General features: G+C 68.3%; 18 protein-coding genes. 13 read left to right on the forward strand and 5 right to left on the reverse strand.

Annotation, left to right across the window (positions count from 1 at the left end):
- Window positions 1-18: 18 nt before the first annotated feature.
- Window positions 19-753 (reverse strand): glucose 1-dehydrogenase, encoded by a 735-nt coding sequence (locus AB0H54_RS28355; RefSeq protein ID WP_357349396.1) that lies wholly within the window; start codon window positions 751-753, stop codon window positions 19-21.
- A gap of 148 nt (window positions 754-901) precedes the next feature.
- Here AB0H54_RS28355 and AB0H54_RS28360 point away from each other — a divergent pair, with 148 nt between their 5' ends.
- Window positions 902-1,525, forward strand: a complete 624-nt coding sequence (locus tag AB0H54_RS28360) for a TetR/AcrR family transcriptional regulator (RefSeq protein ID WP_357349398.1) — start codon at window positions 902-904, stop codon at window positions 1,523-1,525.
- A gap of 224 nt (window positions 1,526-1,749) precedes the next feature.
- Complete coding sequence (locus AB0H54_RS28365; RefSeq protein WP_357349477.1) at window positions 1,750-3,045, forward strand: lipase family protein; 1,296 nt, start codon at window positions 1,750-1,752, stop codon at window positions 3,043-3,045.
- A gap of 34 nt (window positions 3,046-3,079) precedes the next feature.
- On the opposite strand, the gene AB0H54_RS28370 is transcribed toward AB0H54_RS28365, so the two are convergent.
- Window positions 3,080-3,625: a hypothetical protein gene (locus tag AB0H54_RS28370; protein WP_357349400.1), complete on the reverse strand. Its 546-nt coding sequence runs from the start codon at window positions 3,623-3,625 to the stop codon at window positions 3,080-3,082.
- Window positions 3,626-3,905: 280 nt separating this feature from the next.
- Between AB0H54_RS28370 and AB0H54_RS28375 the strand changes: the two genes are divergently transcribed.
- Window positions 3,906-5,003, forward strand: coding sequence for an exo-alpha-sialidase (locus AB0H54_RS28375; RefSeq protein WP_357349402.1), 1,098 nt, complete (start codon window positions 3,906-3,908; stop codon window positions 5,001-5,003).
- Between the two features lie 3 nt (window positions 5,004-5,006).
- The gene (locus AB0H54_RS28380; protein ID WP_355279879.1) at window positions 5,007-5,279 is read left to right on the forward strand and encodes a MoaD/ThiS family protein; all 273 of its coding nucleotides are present in this window, start codon (window positions 5,007-5,009) and stop codon (window positions 5,277-5,279) included.
- 22 nt (window positions 5,280-5,301) lie between these two features.
- On the opposite strand, the gene AB0H54_RS28385 is transcribed toward AB0H54_RS28380, so the two are convergent.
- Entirely contained in the window at window positions 5,302-6,720 is a 1,419-nt protein-coding gene (locus AB0H54_RS28385; RefSeq protein WP_357349404.1) for an MFS transporter, read from the reverse strand.
- 139 nt (window positions 6,721-6,859) lie between these two features.
- Here AB0H54_RS28385 and AB0H54_RS28390 point away from each other — a divergent pair, with 139 nt between their 5' ends.
- Window positions 6,860-7,867, forward strand: a complete 1,008-nt coding sequence (locus AB0H54_RS28390) for a sigma-70 family RNA polymerase sigma factor (RefSeq protein WP_357349406.1) — start codon at window positions 6,860-6,862, stop codon at window positions 7,865-7,867.
- Between the two features lie 300 nt (window positions 7,868-8,167).
- On the opposite strand, the gene AB0H54_RS28395 is transcribed toward AB0H54_RS28390, so the two are convergent.
- Entirely contained in the window at window positions 8,168-8,329 is a 162-nt protein-coding gene (locus AB0H54_RS28395; protein WP_357349408.1) for a hypothetical protein, read from the reverse strand.
- A 140-nt stretch (window positions 8,330-8,469) separates the two neighbouring features.
- On the opposite strand from AB0H54_RS28395, the gene AB0H54_RS28400 reads away from it, so the two are divergent.
- The 6 genes from AB0H54_RS28400 (at window position 8,470) to AB0H54_RS28425 (ending at window position 14,835) form a co-directional block, all read left to right on the forward strand.
- Complete coding sequence (locus AB0H54_RS28400; protein WP_357349410.1) at window positions 8,470-10,302, forward strand: PQQ-binding-like beta-propeller repeat protein; 1,833 nt, start codon at window positions 8,470-8,472, stop codon at window positions 10,300-10,302.
- Window positions 10,303-10,488: 186 nt separating this feature from the next.
- Window positions 10,489-10,704, forward strand: coding sequence for a hypothetical protein (locus tag AB0H54_RS28405; protein ID WP_355279858.1), 216 nt, complete (start codon window positions 10,489-10,491; stop codon window positions 10,702-10,704).
- Window positions 10,701-11,951: a hypothetical protein gene (locus AB0H54_RS28410; protein WP_357349412.1), complete on the forward strand. Its 1,251-nt coding sequence runs from the start codon at window positions 10,701-10,703 to the stop codon at window positions 11,949-11,951. Before AB0H54_RS28405 ends, AB0H54_RS28410 begins: the two co-directional genes overlap by 4 nt.
- An 80-nt stretch (window positions 11,952-12,031) precedes the next feature.
- Window positions 12,032-12,343, forward strand: a complete 312-nt coding sequence (locus AB0H54_RS28415) for a hypothetical protein (RefSeq protein WP_357349414.1) — start codon at window positions 12,032-12,034, stop codon at window positions 12,341-12,343.
- Complete coding sequence (locus AB0H54_RS28420; protein WP_357349416.1) at window positions 12,343-14,130, forward strand: M91 family zinc metallopeptidase; 1,788 nt, start codon at window positions 12,343-12,345, stop codon at window positions 14,128-14,130. Before AB0H54_RS28415 ends, AB0H54_RS28420 begins: the two co-directional genes overlap by 1 nt.
- A 12-nt stretch (window positions 14,131-14,142) precedes the next feature.
- The gene (locus AB0H54_RS28425; RefSeq protein ID WP_357349418.1) at window positions 14,143-14,835 is read left to right on the forward strand and encodes a hypothetical protein; all 693 of its coding nucleotides are present in this window, start codon (window positions 14,143-14,145) and stop codon (window positions 14,833-14,835) included.
- Window positions 14,836-14,842: 7 nt separating this feature from the next.
- Here the strand turns inward: AB0H54_RS28425 and AB0H54_RS28430 are convergent, their stop codons facing one another.
- Window positions 14,843-15,484 (reverse strand): TetR/AcrR family transcriptional regulator, encoded by a 642-nt coding sequence (locus AB0H54_RS28430; protein WP_357349420.1) that lies wholly within the window; start codon window positions 15,482-15,484, stop codon window positions 14,843-14,845.
- A 226-nt stretch (window positions 15,485-15,710) separates the two neighbouring features.
- On the opposite strand from AB0H54_RS28430, the gene AB0H54_RS28435 reads away from it, so the two are divergent.
- Window positions 15,711-15,926, forward strand: a complete 216-nt coding sequence (locus tag AB0H54_RS28435) for a hypothetical protein (protein WP_357349422.1) — start codon at window positions 15,711-15,713, stop codon at window positions 15,924-15,926.
- Entirely contained in the window at window positions 15,923-17,434 is a 1,512-nt protein-coding gene (locus tag AB0H54_RS28440) for a hypothetical protein (protein WP_357349424.1), read from the forward strand. Before AB0H54_RS28435 ends, AB0H54_RS28440 begins: the two co-directional genes overlap by 4 nt.
- Window positions 17,435-17,673 lie beyond the last annotated feature (239 nt).

Consider the following 17,673-nt stretch of genomic DNA (forward strand, 5'->3'; position numbering starts at 1 on the left):
CCGCCGACACGATGCCACTCAGAAACTCTTGTGCGGCACCCCGACCGTGAGCCCACCGTCGACGACGAACTCCGCACCGGTGGAATACGACGACTCCTCCGACGCCAGGTACGCGACCAGCGCCGACACCTCGTCCGGCTCGGCCGCCCGCTTCACCGGAATCTGCAGGAAGTCCGCCGGAATTCCCTCGGTCATCGGCGTGCTGATCAGACCGGGATGCACCGAATTCACCCGGATTCCCTGCGCCGCCAGTTCCAGCGCCGCCGACTTGGTGAGCCCGCGCACCGCGAACTTCGTCGCCGTGTAGCCGTGCAGGCCCGGGCTACCGCGCATCCCCTCGACCGAGGAGATGTTCACGATCGATCCGCCGCTGGTCATCGCCGGCACCGCCGCCTGCATGCCGAGGAAGGTCCCGGTCAGGTTGATGTCGATGATCCGCTGCCACTCCTCCAGCGCGAAGTCGACGAGCAGGTTCCCGTTGACGATCCCCGCGTTGTTCACCAGCACGTGCAGCCCGCCGAAGGTCTCGACCGCCGCCGCCACGACCGCGGCCCACTGCTCGGGCTCGCGCACGTCCAGGTGCCGGTAGATCGCGGCGTCGCCGAGTTCCTTGGCGACGAGGGCACCCTCGTCGTCGAGCACGTCACCGAGTACCACCGACGCGCCCTCCGCGACGAACCGGCGCGCGTGTGCCGCGCCCATTCCCCGCGCTCCGCCGCTGATCACCGCGACCTTGCCCGCCAACCGTCCCATGTCCACATTCCTCTCGACAGAACTGAGCCACTCTCACCGTAGGAGCGCGGCCCCGATCGCGTGGGGATATGCCTAAATGAACGGTTGACTCTCAGGAAAGCCACACGCTGATCACCCGCCCAGGAGACGTCGCACTACCCTGACGGCGGTGACGGTCCCCAGTTCTTCCCGCGCGAGCAGCCGCGTCGACGACCGGCGAGCCCAGCGGCGCGACCGATTCCTGCTCGCCGGACTCGCCGTCTTCGGTGACGCCGGCTACCGCAACAGCTCCATCACCAGCATCTGCAAGGCCGCCGGACTCGCCCGCGCCCAGTTCTACGAGCACTTCGCCAATCGCGAGGAACTGCTGCTCGCGGTGTACGACGCGGTGCAGGTCGACGCGCGCCAGGCCGTCGCCGCGGCGGTCGCCGACACCGCCGCCGACGATTTCGTCACCCGGGCGCGGGCCGCCATGCGCGCCTACGCGGAGTCGGTCGGCTCCGATGTCCACCGCGCGCGCGTCTCGTTCGTCGAGTGCGTCGGCGTGAGCGACGAGTTCGAGCGGCACCGGATCGAACAGCGCGAGGTCTGGGCCGACTTCTTCGCCACCGAATTGCGCCTCGCGCTCGGCAAGGACTTCACCCCCGTCGGCGGATATCGCACGGCGGCAACCGGATTCATCGGCGCGCTGATGGCGCTGGTGCACCAGTGGAGCAGCACCGAGCCGCGCACCGGATTCGACGATCTGGTCGAAGTCCTCACCCGCTTCCTGGTCGCCCTCACCCTGCCCTGACCCTCTTGCCGAACGGCTCCGGCACGCTGTAACGTGCGGCACAATTTAGACGATGGCGTCTAAACTGAACGAAGGGGTGCCGCGTGCCCGGTACGCGAAGAAGATCCGACGACAGAACGCGGACCGGCCTGCTCCGCCGCTGCGCCACGGTGGGCGCCGCCGCGCTCGGCACGCTGCTGATCCTCAGCGGCACACCGGCATTCGCCGATCCCTACGACGGTCCGGTGCAGCCGGCCCCGCCGTTCCTCAGCGCCCCGGCGATCCCGGAATTCGACGGGTTCTACCGCCCACCGGCCGAGGTGATCGCCACCAAGCAGCCGGGTGAGATCATCGCCGCGCGCGAGGTCCGCGTCGCCAACTTCTCCCTGCTCCCGGTCAATGTCGACGCCTGGCAGGTCTCCTACCGCTCCAGCAACAGCTACGACCAGCCGATCGCGTCGGTGGCCACCGTGCTGAAGCCGCGCGGCGAGGTCGCGCCCGGCACCCGCAACCTGCTCTCCTACCACATGGCCGAGGACTCGACCGGCCAGTACTGCGCCTCCTCCTACGCGGTGCAGCAGTGGTCGATTCCCGGCCAGCTCACCGGTCAGTCGGTGGCCTCGATCTCCTTCCTCGAGGTGCAGGTCGCGCTCCAGCAGGGCTGGGCCGTCGTCGTTCCCGACCACCAGGGCCCCAATTCCGCCTTCGCCCACGGCCCGCTCGCCGGTCGCATCGCCCTCGACGGCATCCGCGCCGCGGAGAACTTCGGCCCGCTCGGCCTGGACGGCGCGGCGACGAAGGTCGGCATGATGGGCTACTCGGGCGGCTCGGTCCCGACCATGCACGCCGCCGAACTGGCCGCCACCTACGCGCCCGAGCTGAATATCGTCGGCGCGGCCTCCGGCGGCACCGACGCCGACCTCGGCGCGCTGGTGAACCTCGCCAACAACAACGCGGCCTCGGGCGTCGTGTTCGCCGGCATCATCGGACTGGCCCACGAGGAACCGGAATTCGCCGCCTTCCTGCGCCGCACCGGCACCCCGCTCGCACAGACACTGCTCGACGCGAAGGATCGCATGTGCGTCACCTACCAGGCGCTGTCATTCCCCTTCATGAACATCAAGGGCCTGCTGAACACCCCCGGCGACCCGCTCGAATCCCCGGAGGCGAAGAAGGTCCTCGACCGCACCCGCATGGGCAAATCCACGCCGACCATGCCCGTGTTCCTCTACCAGGCGAACATGGATTGGCTGGTCCCGGTCGGCCCGGTCAACACCCTCTACGGCACCTACTGCCAGGACCCCGCCGCCCGGATCACCTACACCCGTGACCATCTCAGCGAGCATCTCTCACTGGAACCGATCGCGGTCCCCAGCGTGATGATGTGGATGCGCGACCGCTTCGCCGGCGTGCCGGTCGAGTCCGGGTGCACGCTCACCGATGTCGGCACCATGACCCTCGATCAGCGCACCTGGCCGGAATGGGTGGCGATCGTCGGCGAGACCCTCGCCGGGCTGTTCGGCGCGCCGATCGGCAAGTGACCGCGGCTGGTCTCCGGTACTTCGGTGCCGGAGATCAGCAGGTGAGGTTGGCCGCGCCGTACGAGGAGAACGACACGTGCACGTGGTCGTAGTGGTTCTGGGTCGGGCTGCCCCGGTCCTCCATGTACGACCAGCCGCCGCCGTCGTTGAACTGCTGCTGCCAGATCACGTAGGTGACGCCGAAGCGCGCCTTGTTGGCCAGCACGAACGCGGCGATCGCATCACCCTGCGCGGGGTTCGAGGTCATGATGTCGAGCGCGAGGCCGGCGCCGTGGTCACCGTCGAATCGTCCGTGGGCGCCGCCGATGTCGGAGAGCCCGAACATCTTCTGCACCATGTGGCTGACCTGCGCGACGTGGGGCTGGGTGCCCTTCCACTCCGTCGAGCACAGGTACTTGAGCTTCGAGGCGGACAGCGTCGCCGATTCGTCGTCGGCCGCGACCGGAGCCGGCGCGATGGTCGGCTCGTCGTGGGTCAGCGCGGGCAGGACGTCGACCTCGACGGCGGACGGGGTGTGCGGCACGACGGCCGCGACCTGCTGCACCTCGGTCCCGCCCGGCCGGAACGCCATCCAGAGCATGCCGGGAACCGTTGCTGCGAGGCTGCACACAGCCAACGACATGCGCCCCGTCGGAGGAGCGGGGGTGCGATGTTGACCAGGCACTTTATCAATCACCAGCTACTGTCGAGAACAAGGTCACTGCCAGATTACGAAATGGTCGCGAAAAAGTCACGCTCGTGCGGCGGGTTGCGCACGATCGGACCAGTATCCCTCACGAAACGTGATCATGCGGCCCTTACGTCACCGCGGAGTACGCTCATTTTCATCCGCGTCGGTGCTGACGACCTGGAGGTCGGCGATGGACGTACTTCTCGGAATCGGAACGCGCAAGGGATTGTTCCTGGCCCGCAGCTCGGACAACCGGGTGAGCTGGACGGTGAGCCCGCCCCAGTTCCCGGTCGCCGATGTGAAAGCCCTGGCCATCGACACGCGCCGCACACCGCCGCGCCTGCTGGCCGGTGTCCTCAACAGCCACTTCGGTCCGACGCTGGTGGCCAGCGACGATCTCGGCGCGACCTGGACCGAACCCGACGACGCCCCACTGGCCTTCCCCGACGACACCGACGCCGCACTTCAAGGCGTCTGGCAGATCACACCGGCCACCGAGGCCGAGCCGGAGGTGGTCTACGCGGGCGTCGAACCGTCGGCCCTGTTCCGTTCCACCGACGGCGGAAGGACTTTCACGCTGGTCAGAGGCCTGTGGGACCACCCGCACCGGCCGCAGTGGGAGCCGGGCGGCGGCGGGCTGGCGCTGCACACCGTCCTCCCGCATCCCACCGACACCCGGCGCCTGGCCGTGGCCATGTCGACCGGCGGCGTCTACCAGACCGCCGACGGCGGCGCCTCCTGGACACCGACCAACAAGGGCGTCACCGCCGACTTCATGCCCGGCGAGCTGCCCGAATGGGGCCAGTGCGTGCACAAGGTCGTCCGCGACGCCGAAACCCCCAGCACCCTCTACCTCCAGAATCACGGCGGCGTGTTCCGCAGCACCGACGACGGCACCACCTGGCAGTCCATCGACGCCGACCTCCCGCCGTCGAACTTCGGCTTCCCGATCGTGGCCCACCCCCGCCGTCCCGGCGTCGTCTACACCTTCCCGCTCGTCGCCGACATGGACCGCTTCCGCTTCCCACCCGACGCCACCTGCGCGGTCTACCGCAGCGACGACGGCGGCCGGACTTGGTCCGCGCGCACGGAAGGTCTTCCGACGGTGCCGTTCTGGGCCGCCGTCATGCGCGACGCGATGACCGCCGACGACGCCGACCCCACCGGCATCTACTTCGGCACCCGCAACGGCGAGGTCTACTGCAGCCCCGACGAAGGCGACCACTGGCACCTGGTCGCGGACAAACTCCCCGACGTCCTGTGCGTGCGCGCCGCCGTCATCGGCTGACCCATGGCCCGCGTTCTGCTCCCCTCCGCCCTGCGCCCCTACGCGAACGGCGCGCACGAACTCGACATCGACGCCCCCACCCTGCGCGAGGTCCTCGACACTCTCCGCGACCGGTCCCCCGCCCTGGAACGCCGCCTGCGCGACGAGCGCGGGACCCTGCGTCGCTACGTCAATTTCTATGTGGACGGCGACGAATGCCGCACCTTGAACGGCGTCGACACCCCGCTGACCACGAACACCGAACTGATGATCATCCCGGCCGTCGCCGGCGGATAGATCCCCGCGCGGCGATCGCGGCTCACACCGGAACCATCGCCGCCGCCGCGCCGTCGGCCGTCCGCGCCCGGCGACCCGGTAGCGCCAGCGCCACGACGGCACCGAGCAACGACAACGCCGCGCCCACCGCGATCGCCGGACCGAACCCGTCGACGAACTCCCCCGCCGACCCGTACCCACCGAATCCGGCGAAAACCGCCACCACCACGGCGATCCCGAACACCCCGCCGAGTTCCCGCATCATGCTGTTGGCGCCCGCCGCCTTCCCGATCGCGCCGTGCTCGACCGCCCCGACCACCGCGCTCTGCGCCGTCGGAATCGCCATGGACACCCCGATTCCCGCCACCACCAGCGGCGCGATCATCGCGGTGTAGGCCATCGCGGGGTCGGCGACGATCGCGATCCAGCCCAGACCGATCGCCTGGAGGGTCAGTCCCACGGTCATCAGCGGACGCTCCCCGATCCGATCGGCCAGGACCCCGGCCAGCGGCGCGCAGAAGAACAGGGTCAAGGTCCACGGCAGCAATCGCAGCCCCGCGCCCAGCGGCCCGTAGTGGAACACCATCTGCAGGAACTGCGCGAAGAAGAACACCGCGCCGAACAGCGCCGCGAAGGTCAGGAAGATCGCCGCGTTCCCGGCCGCGAAGCCCCGGGACGTGAACATCCGGACCGGGAACATCGGTGTGCGCGTCCGTGCCTCCCACACCCCGAAGCCGATCAGCGCGACGATGCCGCCACCCAGCGTCAGCAGGATCTCCGGGTCGGTCCAGCCCACGAGATTGCCGCGCACCAGCCCCCACACCACGCCCAGCGCACCACCGGTGACCAGCCCCAACCCGACACCGTCGACCGCGGTGTCCGGCCCGAAACTCTCCGGAATCCGCACCAGCACCAGCGGAATCGCCAGCAGCCCGAGCGGCACGTTCACCCAGAAGATCCACTGCCACGACAACCCCTCCGCGACCGCCCCGCCGACCAGCGGCCCACACGCGACCGCCAACCCGGTCACCCCTTCCAGCACCCCGATCGCCCCACCCCGCCGCTCGGGCGCGAACGCCGCGGTCACCAAGGCCAACGCCAAACTCATGATCAGCGCCGCCCCCGCGCCCTGCACGACCCGCGCCGCGATCAGCACCCCGGCCGACCCCGCGACCGCGCACGCCGCCGATCCGGCGACGAAGATCGCGAGCCCGACCGCGAACATCCGCCGCCGCCCGAACCTGTCCCCGAGCACCGCCGCGGTGATCAACAGCACCGCGAAGCTCAGGTTGTAGCCGTTGACGGTCCATTCCAAGGTCGCCAGCGAGGCGCCGAAATCCTCGCGCAGCGTGCCCAGCGCGGTCGCCACCACCAGGGTGTCCAGCGCCGCCATCATCGAAGCGACGGCTCCCAGCGCGAGCACCCAGCGCTGCGTAGCCTTCGACACTGTCGGTATCTCCATGGGGTGTCCTTCCGGTCGATCGAGCCCACACACATACCGACCGGACACCGCGACAAACTCATCGCGCGCACACCGATGACTTCTCGCCGGACAGACGGTCAGTACTAGCAGGGGACCCCTGTGCCCGGAAGGACGGCGAATGACCCAGACCGACGAGTTCGCGACCCGCACCCTGCCCTACCGCCGCGAACTCCTTGCCCACTGCTACCGCATGCTCGGCTCCCTCGACGACGCCGAGGACCTGGTCCAGGAGACCTTGCTGCGCGCCTGGCGCGGCTACGCCGACTTCGAGGGCCGCGCGTCCCTGCGCACCTGGCTCTACCGCATCGCCACCAACGCCTGCCTCAACGCACTCGAGCACAGCAGCCGCCGCGTCCTCCCCTCCGGGCTCACCGGCCCCGCCGACCACCCCGACCAGCTGCGCGGCGACGCCGACACCGTCCCCTGGCTACAACCCATCCCGGACATCCTCATCGAACCCGAATCCACCGACCCCGCCGCGATCGTCGCCACCCGCCACGCCACCCGCCTGGCCCTGATCGCGATCTGGCAGACCTTGCCGCCCCGCCAGCGCGCCGTCCTGATCCTGCGAGATGTCCTGCACTGGAAGGCGACCGAGGTGGCCGACCTCCTCGACACCACCCCGACCGCGATCAACAGCACCCTGCAACGCGCCCACGCCACCCTCGCCGCCCACACCACCGACGCCGACCACATCACCGAACCCGACGACCCCGCCACCCGCGCGATCCTCGACCGCTGGGCCACCGCCTTCGAATCCGCCGACATGGCCACCCTCGCCACCCTGCTGAAGTCCGAGGCCGTCTGGGAAATGCCCCCGATCCCCGACTGGTTCCGCGGCCGCGCCCGCATCCTGGACCTGATCGCCACCCAGTGCCCGTCCATCGCGAGCACCGTCCGCATGATCCCCACCGCCGCGAACGGCCAACCCGCCTTCGCCGTTTACATGAACGGCGAAGCGCACTCCATCCAAGTCCTCACCGCGACCGCCTCCGGCATCGACCGCATAGTCGCCTTCCACGGCCCAGACCGCTTCCCGCCCTTCGGTTTACCGCTCACCCTGGGCCTTCCGCTTCCACCCGATCCGCCCCACCAGCCGCGTGAACCGCTGCGCCAGTACCGATGACGCCCGAGGCGCGGCGGGAGCCCCAGCGATCACCCCGGGCCCGGGATGCTGCGGCGACCGATGACGCACCGCCGCCTCGATGAGCCGATCGAGTTCCGTCCCATAGTCGGTGATGAGCGATTCGAGCAGCTCGTTGCGGACCCGGGGGTCGTATCCGGAGTACTCGGCGAGCATCGCCGCCTTGTAGCGATCGGCGGACGCCCGGAACATCGCCGCGTCCTCCCGGCGCAGCGCCAATCACGTTGGAGGTAGTCCGATTTCAGCACACCGACTCGTGCCGGCGCGCGATCGGCATCGGCTTTACAGCCCGTACTTGCGCACGAACTCCTCGGTGAGATCAACGGCGGGAACCCCCAGATCGGCGGCCCTGGTCTCGACCGTCGTCTCCTCGATGAGCTCGGTAGGCTCCGGCGGCAGCTCCCGCCAGCGCGCTCGCGGATCACCTTCGTGCTGCTCGGACATGGCCGCTCCCCTCGTTCCCCCTCCAGCGTAGCCGAGTTCGGTGGGCGGGCATCGGGCGATCAGCGCCGGTCATCCAGACCGCATACGCTGTTCCCGGCCGTGCCGCTCACGGCCGAACGAACAGACGAGGGGACAGTTCCGTGGGGGAAAGCACCAGCGCCGAACAAGCACGCACCACCGTCGACGATCCACCCACCTCGCTCCCCACCCTGGAACGCCCCCTCGGCCGCTTTCCCCGAGCCCGCGCGATAGCCGCCGCGATCGGCACCGGCTTGCTCGCCGGCGGTGTCCTGCTCGGCCTCTACAGCTGGTTCGGTGCCACCACCCGCGCGGTGAGCAGCACCCTGGCCCAGCCCGCGCAGTTCGCCGCTATCTCCAGCGTGCTCGGTGCCGTTGTGCTCGCCATCGTCGTCGCCGCGTGGTTCGCCGGCCGACGACGCACGATCGATCTGTGGAACAACCAGCACACCTGGGAGCTTCGCGTCAGCGGCGCCACCGAGCTAGCGATCGTTTTCCTCATCGGAATGTCCTGGAGGATGCATCTGCCCAGCAGCTACTCGGTAATCCGCGCGGAGCAGCGCTACTTCGACCAGCTACCTACCGCGGTCGGCGCGACGTTCTTGGTAGGTGCCGGCGCGATCCTCACACTGCTGCTCACCATCCACATGGGCCTGGCCAGAACCCTCAGCCGCCGTATCCTCGCGACTGCGATCGCCGCCGGGCTGGCGGTCTCGGCAGCTGTGGGCATCACCGCGGTGCGCGCGGGCGACGACAGCGCCAACATCGATCACCTGACTGTCGCCCCAACTCCGATCGGCCCTGTTCCCAGCCGTCTGGGTACCGAAGCCTTCCGACTCCAATTACCCCCGATCAACGAACGACAGGAAGCCACGGGCCGCAAGGTCATCGCCGCGGGAACCGGATTCGTGGTGGTGAGCATCGACGGCCTGCGCGCGTTCGACGGCGCGACCGGCGAACCACGCTGGCATTATCTGCGCCGGTCGCAGTCCGGCCACCGAGCGCTGTCCCCCGAACGCGAGTCACCGTTCACCACTGCCGACGGGTCGGTTCTGATCAGCCGGTGGTACGGCGGCGGCGAGACGATCGTCTTCGCCTTCGACGCCGTGACCGGCCGCATCCTGTGGAACTCCAACGAGGACAACGACTTCGCTGCCGACCATCGCCACCGTGCGAGCAGCCTGATTGAATCCGCCACGTCGAAAGAGGTACTCCTCGTCTCGCGAACGGCGGTGACCGGATACGACGCTCGCACCGCGGAACGCCGGTGGTCGGTCCCCGTCCAGTCCGACTGCACGCCCAGGGAAGGTGACACCTTGGTCGCGGCCAACGCGGTCTACCGAGTGATCCGGTGCACCGACTCGCTGTGGCGGATCCTCGCGATCGACCCGAGTACCGGAGCATTGGCCGGAAGCCGCGACCTCCACACGAGCAACCGCCCCTACCTATCCCTGCTCTCGAACACCGTGTTGGTCGACTGGCGGCAACCCGAAGACGAACACAGTATCTACGTTCTCGTCGACCACCCCGGCAAACTCACCACCGCGCTGGTCCACACAACAGGTAGTCCATTCGCGGCCGATCCCCTCGGCACCGAGGTCATACTCGGTTTGAAGGACCCCGAAGGCCCGCGTTACAGCAGCTACGCGGCCATGACGACGACCGACGGCGCTCCCGCCCGACGAATCCCCGGCATGGTGCCGAGCCTCGCCCCGAGCTCCACCGTCGGGTTCCTCACCGACGAGATCGTCGATCTGGACTTCGACTCCCCGCCGACGCTGTCGGTGTGGGACCGCCGAACCCTGCTTCCCCCCACCACGATTCCGGTCGCGAGCACCTGCCGTCCCAACCGCACCCAACCGACACTGACCACCGTCCCGTCCGCCGTCCTGGTCGTGTGCCAGAACAACGAAGAGATCGGCGGCGCCACTCTCGACATCATCGGTTTCCGCTAGCTGTACCTGCTCCGCCCCGTGCGCGGACGAATCCCGACTGATCCCGAATGGCGGTTCGTAGCGTGCCCCACCGTCGCAATCGAACGCCGAGTACCCGGCGATGCCCGCTCGCCGAAGAAGCGGCAGCGGTTCCCCACCGCTATCGTGTAATCGCCACTGCCACAACACTATCGAAGGAGCCCCCCGGTGCCGGACCGCCTCGACCAGCTGACCGCGACCCTCGGAGCCCCTCCCCCGGCGGACTTCGCGACCCTCGACGTCGCCGACCTCACCCACCTCCACAACCTCACCGAATCGGCACTGGCCGCCCGCAAGGCCGCCATGGACGACGCCCTCGGAGCGGGCATGCACCTGATCCCCCGCCTGGCCCGCCCCGCCGTCCGAAAGGTCCTAGGACTATGAGCAGCGTGCGACACACGATCGCCGAGATCGCCAAGCTGGCCCGCGTCCTCGGCGTCGACCCAGCCGAACTGGATTACCTGAAGACGCAACCCCCTTCGGCCATCAAGGCGTACCGGGACCAGGTCAGCGATGAGATGTCCGGCCGTGATGTCCTGCGCATGCAGCGCGTCGCCGCCGCCGTGAAACTCGTCCCGAAGCCGATCGCCGCACTGGTCGCCGAGAAGGCACTCGGCCCGGCCCTGGCCGCCGCGGTCGCCGGCGCCGTCGAGCCCGCCCGCGCGGTCGGCATCGCCGAATCCCTGTCCCCCAAGTTCCTCGCCGACGCGACGGTCCTGCTCGACCCGAAACGCGCCGCCGAAGTCATCGCCCGCGTCCCCGACGCGATGGCCGCCGAGGTCGCGCGAGAGCTCATCGCCCGCGGCGACTACCTGACCATGGGCCGCCTGGCCGGCGCCATGCCCGACTCCATCCTGTTCGCCGCCCTCCCGCAAGCCGCCGACAGCGACATCCTCCAGGTCGGCCTCCACCTCGAGGACAGCTCCCAGGCCGAACGCCTGCTGAACATGGTCACCGACCGCGTCCCCGGCATGGTCACCGCCATGTACGCGGAGGAGAAATGGGCCGACGCCATCTCCCTCCTCGACATCATCGGCCCCGAGGAACGCGCCCGCATGGCCGACATCGTCGCCGAACAAGACGACGAGATCCTCGACGGCCTCCTCACCGCCGTCAACCAGCTCGACGCCTGGGACGCCCTCCTCCCCGTCGCCGCGGGCATGGCCATCACCGGCCTCCAACGCCTGGCCCAACGCCCCGTCATGCACGAACCCGCCACCCTGCAACGAGTCTCCGACATCTCCCTGGCCCAGGGCCTCTGGCTCGACCTCCTCCCCCTGGTCCGCCACCTCGACCCCGCCCAACAGCGCTGCATCGCGACCCGCGTCCTCGCCGAACCCGACCCCGCCCTCCGCGACCTGATCATCCTGGCCAGCCCCGAAGCCCCCACCATGCTCCCCCTGGCCCTGATCGTCGAAGGCGAACCCCGAACCCGCGTCCTCACCCTCCTCGACGGCCTCCCCGAACTCGACTCCCTCGTCGAACTCCTCGGCGGCGGCGACCACACCGCCTGGGAAACCCTCGTCGCCATCAGCGGCGAACTCCCGGACCGCATGCGCAAACTCCTGGTCGTCCAGGCCCGCGCCTGCGGCCTCGACGAAGTCGCCGCAGCTCTGGCGAGGGAGGCGTAGTCCGTACGGACTGCCAACCACCCGTTCCGAACCGTTGACCCCAACCCGCTCCCTCACTAGCCTTCCAGCAAGGGGGAATCATGAGCGGTACCGAAAATCTGGACCTGCCTGTCGCGGAATTGGTTTCGACCATCCAGCGGCTCGGCACCGAGGTCGAGACAGTTCGCTACGACTGGAACTCGCTGTCCACCGAGATGCTCGGCGCCGAGCAGGGGTGGGGCGGTGAATCGGCGACCGCCGCGACGACTCTCGGCACCGCGTTCGATACCGTCGGAACCGCGGTGCTGACCGCACTGACCGGTTTCTCCGAGGCCGTCACGGCGAGTATCGAGTCACTCGCCGCGGCCGACGGCTCGACAGCGGCAGCCCTCACAGCGCAGGCGGGCATCTGATGGCGACCTGGGCCGACGTGACCTCCTGGAATTCCGACACACTGATGAACGCGGTCCGTGCCTTGTCCCGCCGCACCCAATCAGTCCGCGATTTCGAGGGGTACATCGATCGTGCGTCCGCCTTCACCGGTTGGACCGGCGCGACGAAGAACGCCGCGCAACAGAATCTGCTGACGTCCAAGACCGAACTAGGTCGAATCGCCGGAATCGTCGAGCCACTCACCCAGGTCGCGATCAACCGTGCCGACACGATGGATCGACTCCGAACACGAGCCACCGACCTCGAAACCTGGGCGACGACAGAAGGATTCGAGATCGCCGCAGACGGCTCGGTGACGGACAGCTGGAAACGCGACGGACGAGACACCGACCTGTCCGAGTCCGAACGCGCCCGCCGCACAACAGTGCAATCGGACATCGTCGCGACCGTGGCAGCCATTGTCGCCGACGCGACCACCGACGACCAGACCGCCGCCGCGGCACTGCGAACCGCTGCCACGGAATTGGGCGGCGGCATCGATCCAGCCGGGCAACCCGTCGTCCTCACCACCGGCAAGACCGTGGTGATCAAGACAGGCGACGGCGACGACGATGTCGACGTCCACGAAGACCCCCAAACCCACGTCGTCACCGTGACGGTGAACGGCAAGGAGTACAAGTTCGAAGGCCAGCAAGCCCAGAACATCACGATTTTCGCCGAAGGCGGCAACGACACGATCTCCGTCGACGCGGGCACGCAGGTCGGGTTGAAACTCGAAGGCGGCGCGGGCAACGACAAGATCCAGGGCGGCGGCGGCAAGGACTACATCAACGGTGCCGCCGGCGATGACATCCTCGGCGGCGGCACGGGCGATGACGTCATCTACGGTGGCGACGGCAACGACACCCTCTTCGGCGGCGACGGCAACGACTACGTCGAAGGCTCGGCTGGTGACGACACCGTCTTCGGCGGATTCGGCAACGACACCGTGTCCGGCGGGCTCGGCAACGATCGATTGCAGTCGGGCGGCGGTGACGACAAGGTCTACACCGGCGCCGGCACCGATTCGGTCGGCAACGACGGCGGCAACGACACCATCTACGCGCAGGACGGTGAGGATTCCGTCTCGGCGGCCGACCAGAACGGCACCAACAACGTCGTGAACGTGGTGCTCAGCGATATTCCCGACAATGTCACCGTCACCGGTTCACCGGAATTCCAGGAACGAGTACGGGCCGACCTGGAGTTCATGCGTTCCTCACCGACCGGGCAGCAGATGCTCGCGAGCCTGGGCGAGACCCCGCACAGCGTCACGATCATCGAAGGGGAGGCCGGCACGGATTCCGCCAAAGCGACCGATCCTGCCGCAGCCGATCTCGGAGCCGACGGAAAGCCGGGTGCGGGCACTTCCTCGACGATCACCTACAACCCCCGCGGCACATCGTTCTCCGAGGTCAGCCCCACGTATGCTGGAACGCCCTACGACAACCACCCACCGATCACGACCCTCTACCACGAAGCCGCGCACGCCTACGACGAAACGCACGGCACAATGCGGCCGACCACCGATGTCTATACCGGCACCGACGCGGTCGACCGCCGGTACCCGAACCAGTACTCACCGACCGGCGAAGGCATGTTCGAACGCGAACGGGTCGCCGTGGGCCTGACTATCGACCACGACAACGACCCCAGCACACCGGAACAGGTCGCCGACGAGAGCGAACATCCCGCCGCGCTGACAGAGAATGCCTTGCGAGACGAACTGGGGATTCCCCGCCGAGAACACTACGCACCCGGGAAGTGACCGGTAACTCCCATGAACCTACGATGCGTTCTCTTCGTATCGTCGATCATCGTCCTCGCTGGATGCGCTCAGGAACCCGATGACTCGGCCGCGCAATACCCCGCAATCCCGAGCACCTCACCACAACCTCCGGTCATCCAGACCGACGAGTACCGCGATCAGTGGTGCGAACCTGCTGCGGCGCAGTGGGACGAAAAGCTGGGGCTGACCGTGGACTTCGCGACAACCCCCACGGAACTGATCATCCGCTACACCGCCACCAACAACCGAACTACTCCCGTCTACGCGATCAACCGAATCCAGCAGGACACCGGCGCGGCCGCACCTCGCGAAAGGCATTTCGTCGTACCCCGCTCCGACGATGTCGTCGAGATCAGCCAACGACAATTCCGGTACCGATCGCCGAACTGTGTCGTACCCAGGTCGATGCCACTACCGCCCCCACTGGCGTCCCGGATCAAACCCGGATCCACCCTCACCGACACCATCCACGTTCCCTTGCCCATGCGCGTGATCCACCCAGAAGGACCGTCGGCGGCGGAATACCTGCCACCACTCACCCCTCACCATCCGATCTCGTTCTGTCTGGGTTTTTCGTCGACAGCCGATCAAGATCCCCGCGACGTCGACGGCGAGCCCTTGTACGACGTCCCGACCATCGGACCGGAGACCGTAGCCTGCAGCACCCCAATCGAATTTCCGTGAACTGCCGCTACTCCGGCTCCGCGTTCAACGCCGCCAGGGTGACGAAGATCGGCACATCAGGCGCCGCCTCCACCCCACGCCCCCGCAAAAACGCATCGATCATCCCCCACACCAATTCCCCCACCCGCCGAACGAATTCACCCGAATCCGGTTCGTCCTCGCTCAACCACAGATCGGTGAGCGCGATCATCACCCCGACAATCGCCCGCGCCAGATACTCGATCCCCTCCGCGTCGAGCGGAATCGAATCCGCCACCGCCCGCGCTCTTTTCGTGAACCGGTCCGCGACAGCGCTACTGAGGTCGTATTGCCCGGTCGCCCCGTCCCCACTCGTCCCGGCATGCGCCTGCGCCAGAAACCGGAACACATTCGGATGGTCGAGAATCCCGACGGCGTAATCTCCGAGGGCCCGCGCGATCGCCTCTCGAGGCGGCTGAAGCAGCAGCGTCAGATCGGTGCCGGTCGCGGCGAAAGCGGTATCGGCGAACCGGTTGCCGATGGCCGTGTAGAGATCGCTCTTGTCGGCGAACTGGCGATACAACCGCGGCTTGGTGATCCCCGCCTCGGCGGCGAAGGAGTCCATGCTGACCCGCGGCCCATCCCGATCGAGCACCCGGATCGCGGCGTCGACGATGGCATCCCGGCCCACCGGCGGCGGTCGGCGGCTCGGTCTGGTCACCCGTCACACCGTACACGTACCGCAAGTACGAACGGGAGGCCGGGTCTCGATTCGACCCGATAAACACCAGGTTTGCCAGGCGTGACCAGCGTCACCACCCAGTCAGCCTCGCTTTACATTGACCTTCCGGACCGGCAGTATCGCAATTCGTACCGGCAGTACGATCTGCCGATCACCGCAGCGAAGGAGAAGGTCCGTGCCGGATGCCCTGGCTCAACTCACCGCGACACTCGGCGCCCCACCGCCCCCGGAGTTCGCGAGCCTCACCCCCGAGCAACTGACCCTCCTCGACACCTACGTCCGCGCCGCCTTCGACAGCCGCCGCGACGCCCTCGACGACGCCGTCAACTCCGGCATGCGCCTGATCCCCCGCCTCGCCCGCCCCGCCGTGAAGAAGGTGCTCGGACTGTGACCACGACTCACCACAGCACCGCCGAGATCGCCAAACTCGCCCGCGTGCTCGACCGCCGAGACGGCGCCGACCTCAACTTCTTGGCCGATCTCCCACCCGCGGCCCTGCGCCGATTCCGCGACCAGATCACCACCACCATCGCCGACCGCGAATCCCGCCGCATGCAGCGCATCGGCGCCGCCGCCAAACTTATCCCCGCCCCGATCGCCGCCAAGATCACCGAAGCCGCTTTCGGCCCCGTCCTGGCCGCCGCGATCGCCGGCTCGGTCGACCCCGCCCGCGCCGTAGCCATCGCCGGCGCCCTCTCCCCCACCTTCCTCGCCGACGCCACCGTCACCCTCGACCCCCGCCGCGCCACCGCCCTCATCGCCGAGGTTCCCGACCGCATGGCCGCCGCCACCACCCGCGAACTGATCACCCGCGGCGACTACCTCACCATGGGCCGCCTGGCCGGCGCCGTCCCCGACCAGGTCCTGCGCGCCGCCCTCCCCCACGCCGCCGACATCGACCTCCTCCACGTCGGCTACTACCTCGAGAACACCGACGCCGCCGACCGCCTCCTCACCATCGTCACCGACCGCATCCCCGGCATGATCCGCGCGACAGCCGCCGAAAACCAATGGCCCGAAGCCATCGCCCTCCTGGACCTCCTCGGCCCCGCCGAGCGCTCCCACCTGGGCAATGTCGTCGCAGACCAGGGCCCCGAAATCCTCGACGCCCTCCTCACCGCAGTGACGGACCTCAACGCCTGGGACACCCTCCTCCCCGTAGCCGCAGGCATGGAACCCACTGCCCTGCAACGCCTTGCCGAACGCCCACTCATGCACGACCCCACCGTCCTGACCGGCATCACCGACCTCGCCCTCACCCAGGACCTCTGGCTCGACCTACTCCCCGTTGCCGAGCACCTGACCCCCACCCAGCTCCACATCGTCGCCGCCCGAATCTCCGCGGAGCCGGACGACGCCCTCACCGCGCTCATCGAACAGGCCCACACGAACGATCACTGGGACATCCTCATCCCGGTTGCCCTGGCCCTCGACGAACCCGCCCGCCGCCGCTTCGCCACCCTCCCCGTCATGCACCGCCCGGACACCCTGTCCGCCGCCGTCACCACGGCCGCCGCCCACAACCTCTGGTCCGCGGCCCTCCCCCTCGTCGACATCCTCCCGCCCCACACCCACGACCACCTCGCCACCATCATCGCCACCCTCTCCACCCCCGACTTCCACGCCGCCCTCACCGCGGCCCCCGCCGCAGGCGCCACCACCACCCTGATCCGCATCGTCCTCCGCCAGGACCCCACCACCCGAGCCCGCTCACTCACCCACCTCGCCGACTTCGACGACCTCGAGTCCCTGGTCACTTCGTTCACGACCACCGACCCAGAAATGTGGAAGTCCTTGGCGGCCATCAACTCCGACCTCCCTCCCAGACTCCGCACTCTCCTCGCACCCCAAGCAGCCCGCTGCGGACACAGCGACATCGCCGACGCCCTGTCCACCTGACCAGACTTCGGTCGGCCACTGCCATCCGCGCAGTTGCTGGGACCTTCAGGCAGACCTGCCAACCGATGCCGAATGATCAGCGCTGAAAGTTTCGTGCAGGACAAGCAGATCGTTCATCCGTACCGGACTCAGCCTTCGCGGCGCTGCGACCGGCAGCAATTACTCGATCACCGCCCACCTTCGGTCGTCCACAATCCACGGTGCTGCCACGGCAAAACAACCTGCACTGCAACAGGACT

This window comes from Nocardia sp. NPDC050718 (genome assembly GCF_040654235.1).
Classification (GTDB): domain Bacteria; phylum Actinomycetota; class Actinomycetes; order Mycobacteriales; family Mycobacteriaceae; genus Nocardia.

What these genes read in the sequence shown, in the direction of transcription:
- AB0H54_RS28375 (WP_357349402.1), top strand. Translation starts at nt 3,906, where the DNA reads ATGGACGTACTTCTCGGAATCGGAACGCGCAAGGGATTGTTCCTGGCC.
- AB0H54_RS28355 (WP_357349396.1), bottom strand. Translation starts at nt 753, where the DNA reads ATGGGACGGTTGGCGGGCAAGGTCGCGGTGATCAGCGGCGGAGCGCGG.
- AB0H54_RS28415 (WP_357349414.1), top strand. Translation starts at nt 12,032, where the DNA reads ATGAGCGGTACCGAAAATCTGGACCTGCCTGTCGCGGAATTGGTTTCG.
- AB0H54_RS28410 (WP_357349412.1), top strand. Translation starts at nt 10,701, where the DNA reads ATGAGCAGCGTGCGACACACGATCGCCGAGATCGCCAAGCTGGCCCGC.
- AB0H54_RS28420 (WP_357349416.1), top strand. Translation starts at nt 12,343, where the DNA reads ATGGCGACCTGGGCCGACGTGACCTCCTGGAATTCCGACACACTGATG.
- AB0H54_RS28390 (WP_357349406.1), top strand. Translation starts at nt 6,860, where the DNA reads ATGACCCAGACCGACGAGTTCGCGACCCGCACCCTGCCCTACCGCCGC.
- AB0H54_RS28395 (WP_357349408.1), bottom strand. Translation starts at nt 8,329, where the DNA reads ATGTCCGAGCAGCACGAAGGTGATCCGCGAGCGCGCTGGCGGGAGCTG.
- AB0H54_RS28370 (WP_357349400.1), bottom strand. Translation starts at nt 3,625, where the DNA reads ATGCTCTGGATGGCGTTCCGGCCGGGCGGGACCGAGGTGCAGCAGGTC.
- AB0H54_RS28425 (WP_357349418.1), top strand. Translation starts at nt 14,143, where the DNA reads ATGAACCTACGATGCGTTCTCTTCGTATCGTCGATCATCGTCCTCGCT.
- AB0H54_RS28380 (WP_355279879.1), top strand. Translation starts at nt 5,007, where the DNA reads ATGGCCCGCGTTCTGCTCCCCTCCGCCCTGCGCCCCTACGCGAACGGC.
- AB0H54_RS28385 (WP_357349404.1), bottom strand. Translation starts at nt 6,720, where the DNA reads ATGGAGATACCGACAGTGTCGAAGGCTACGCAGCGCTGGGTGCTCGCG.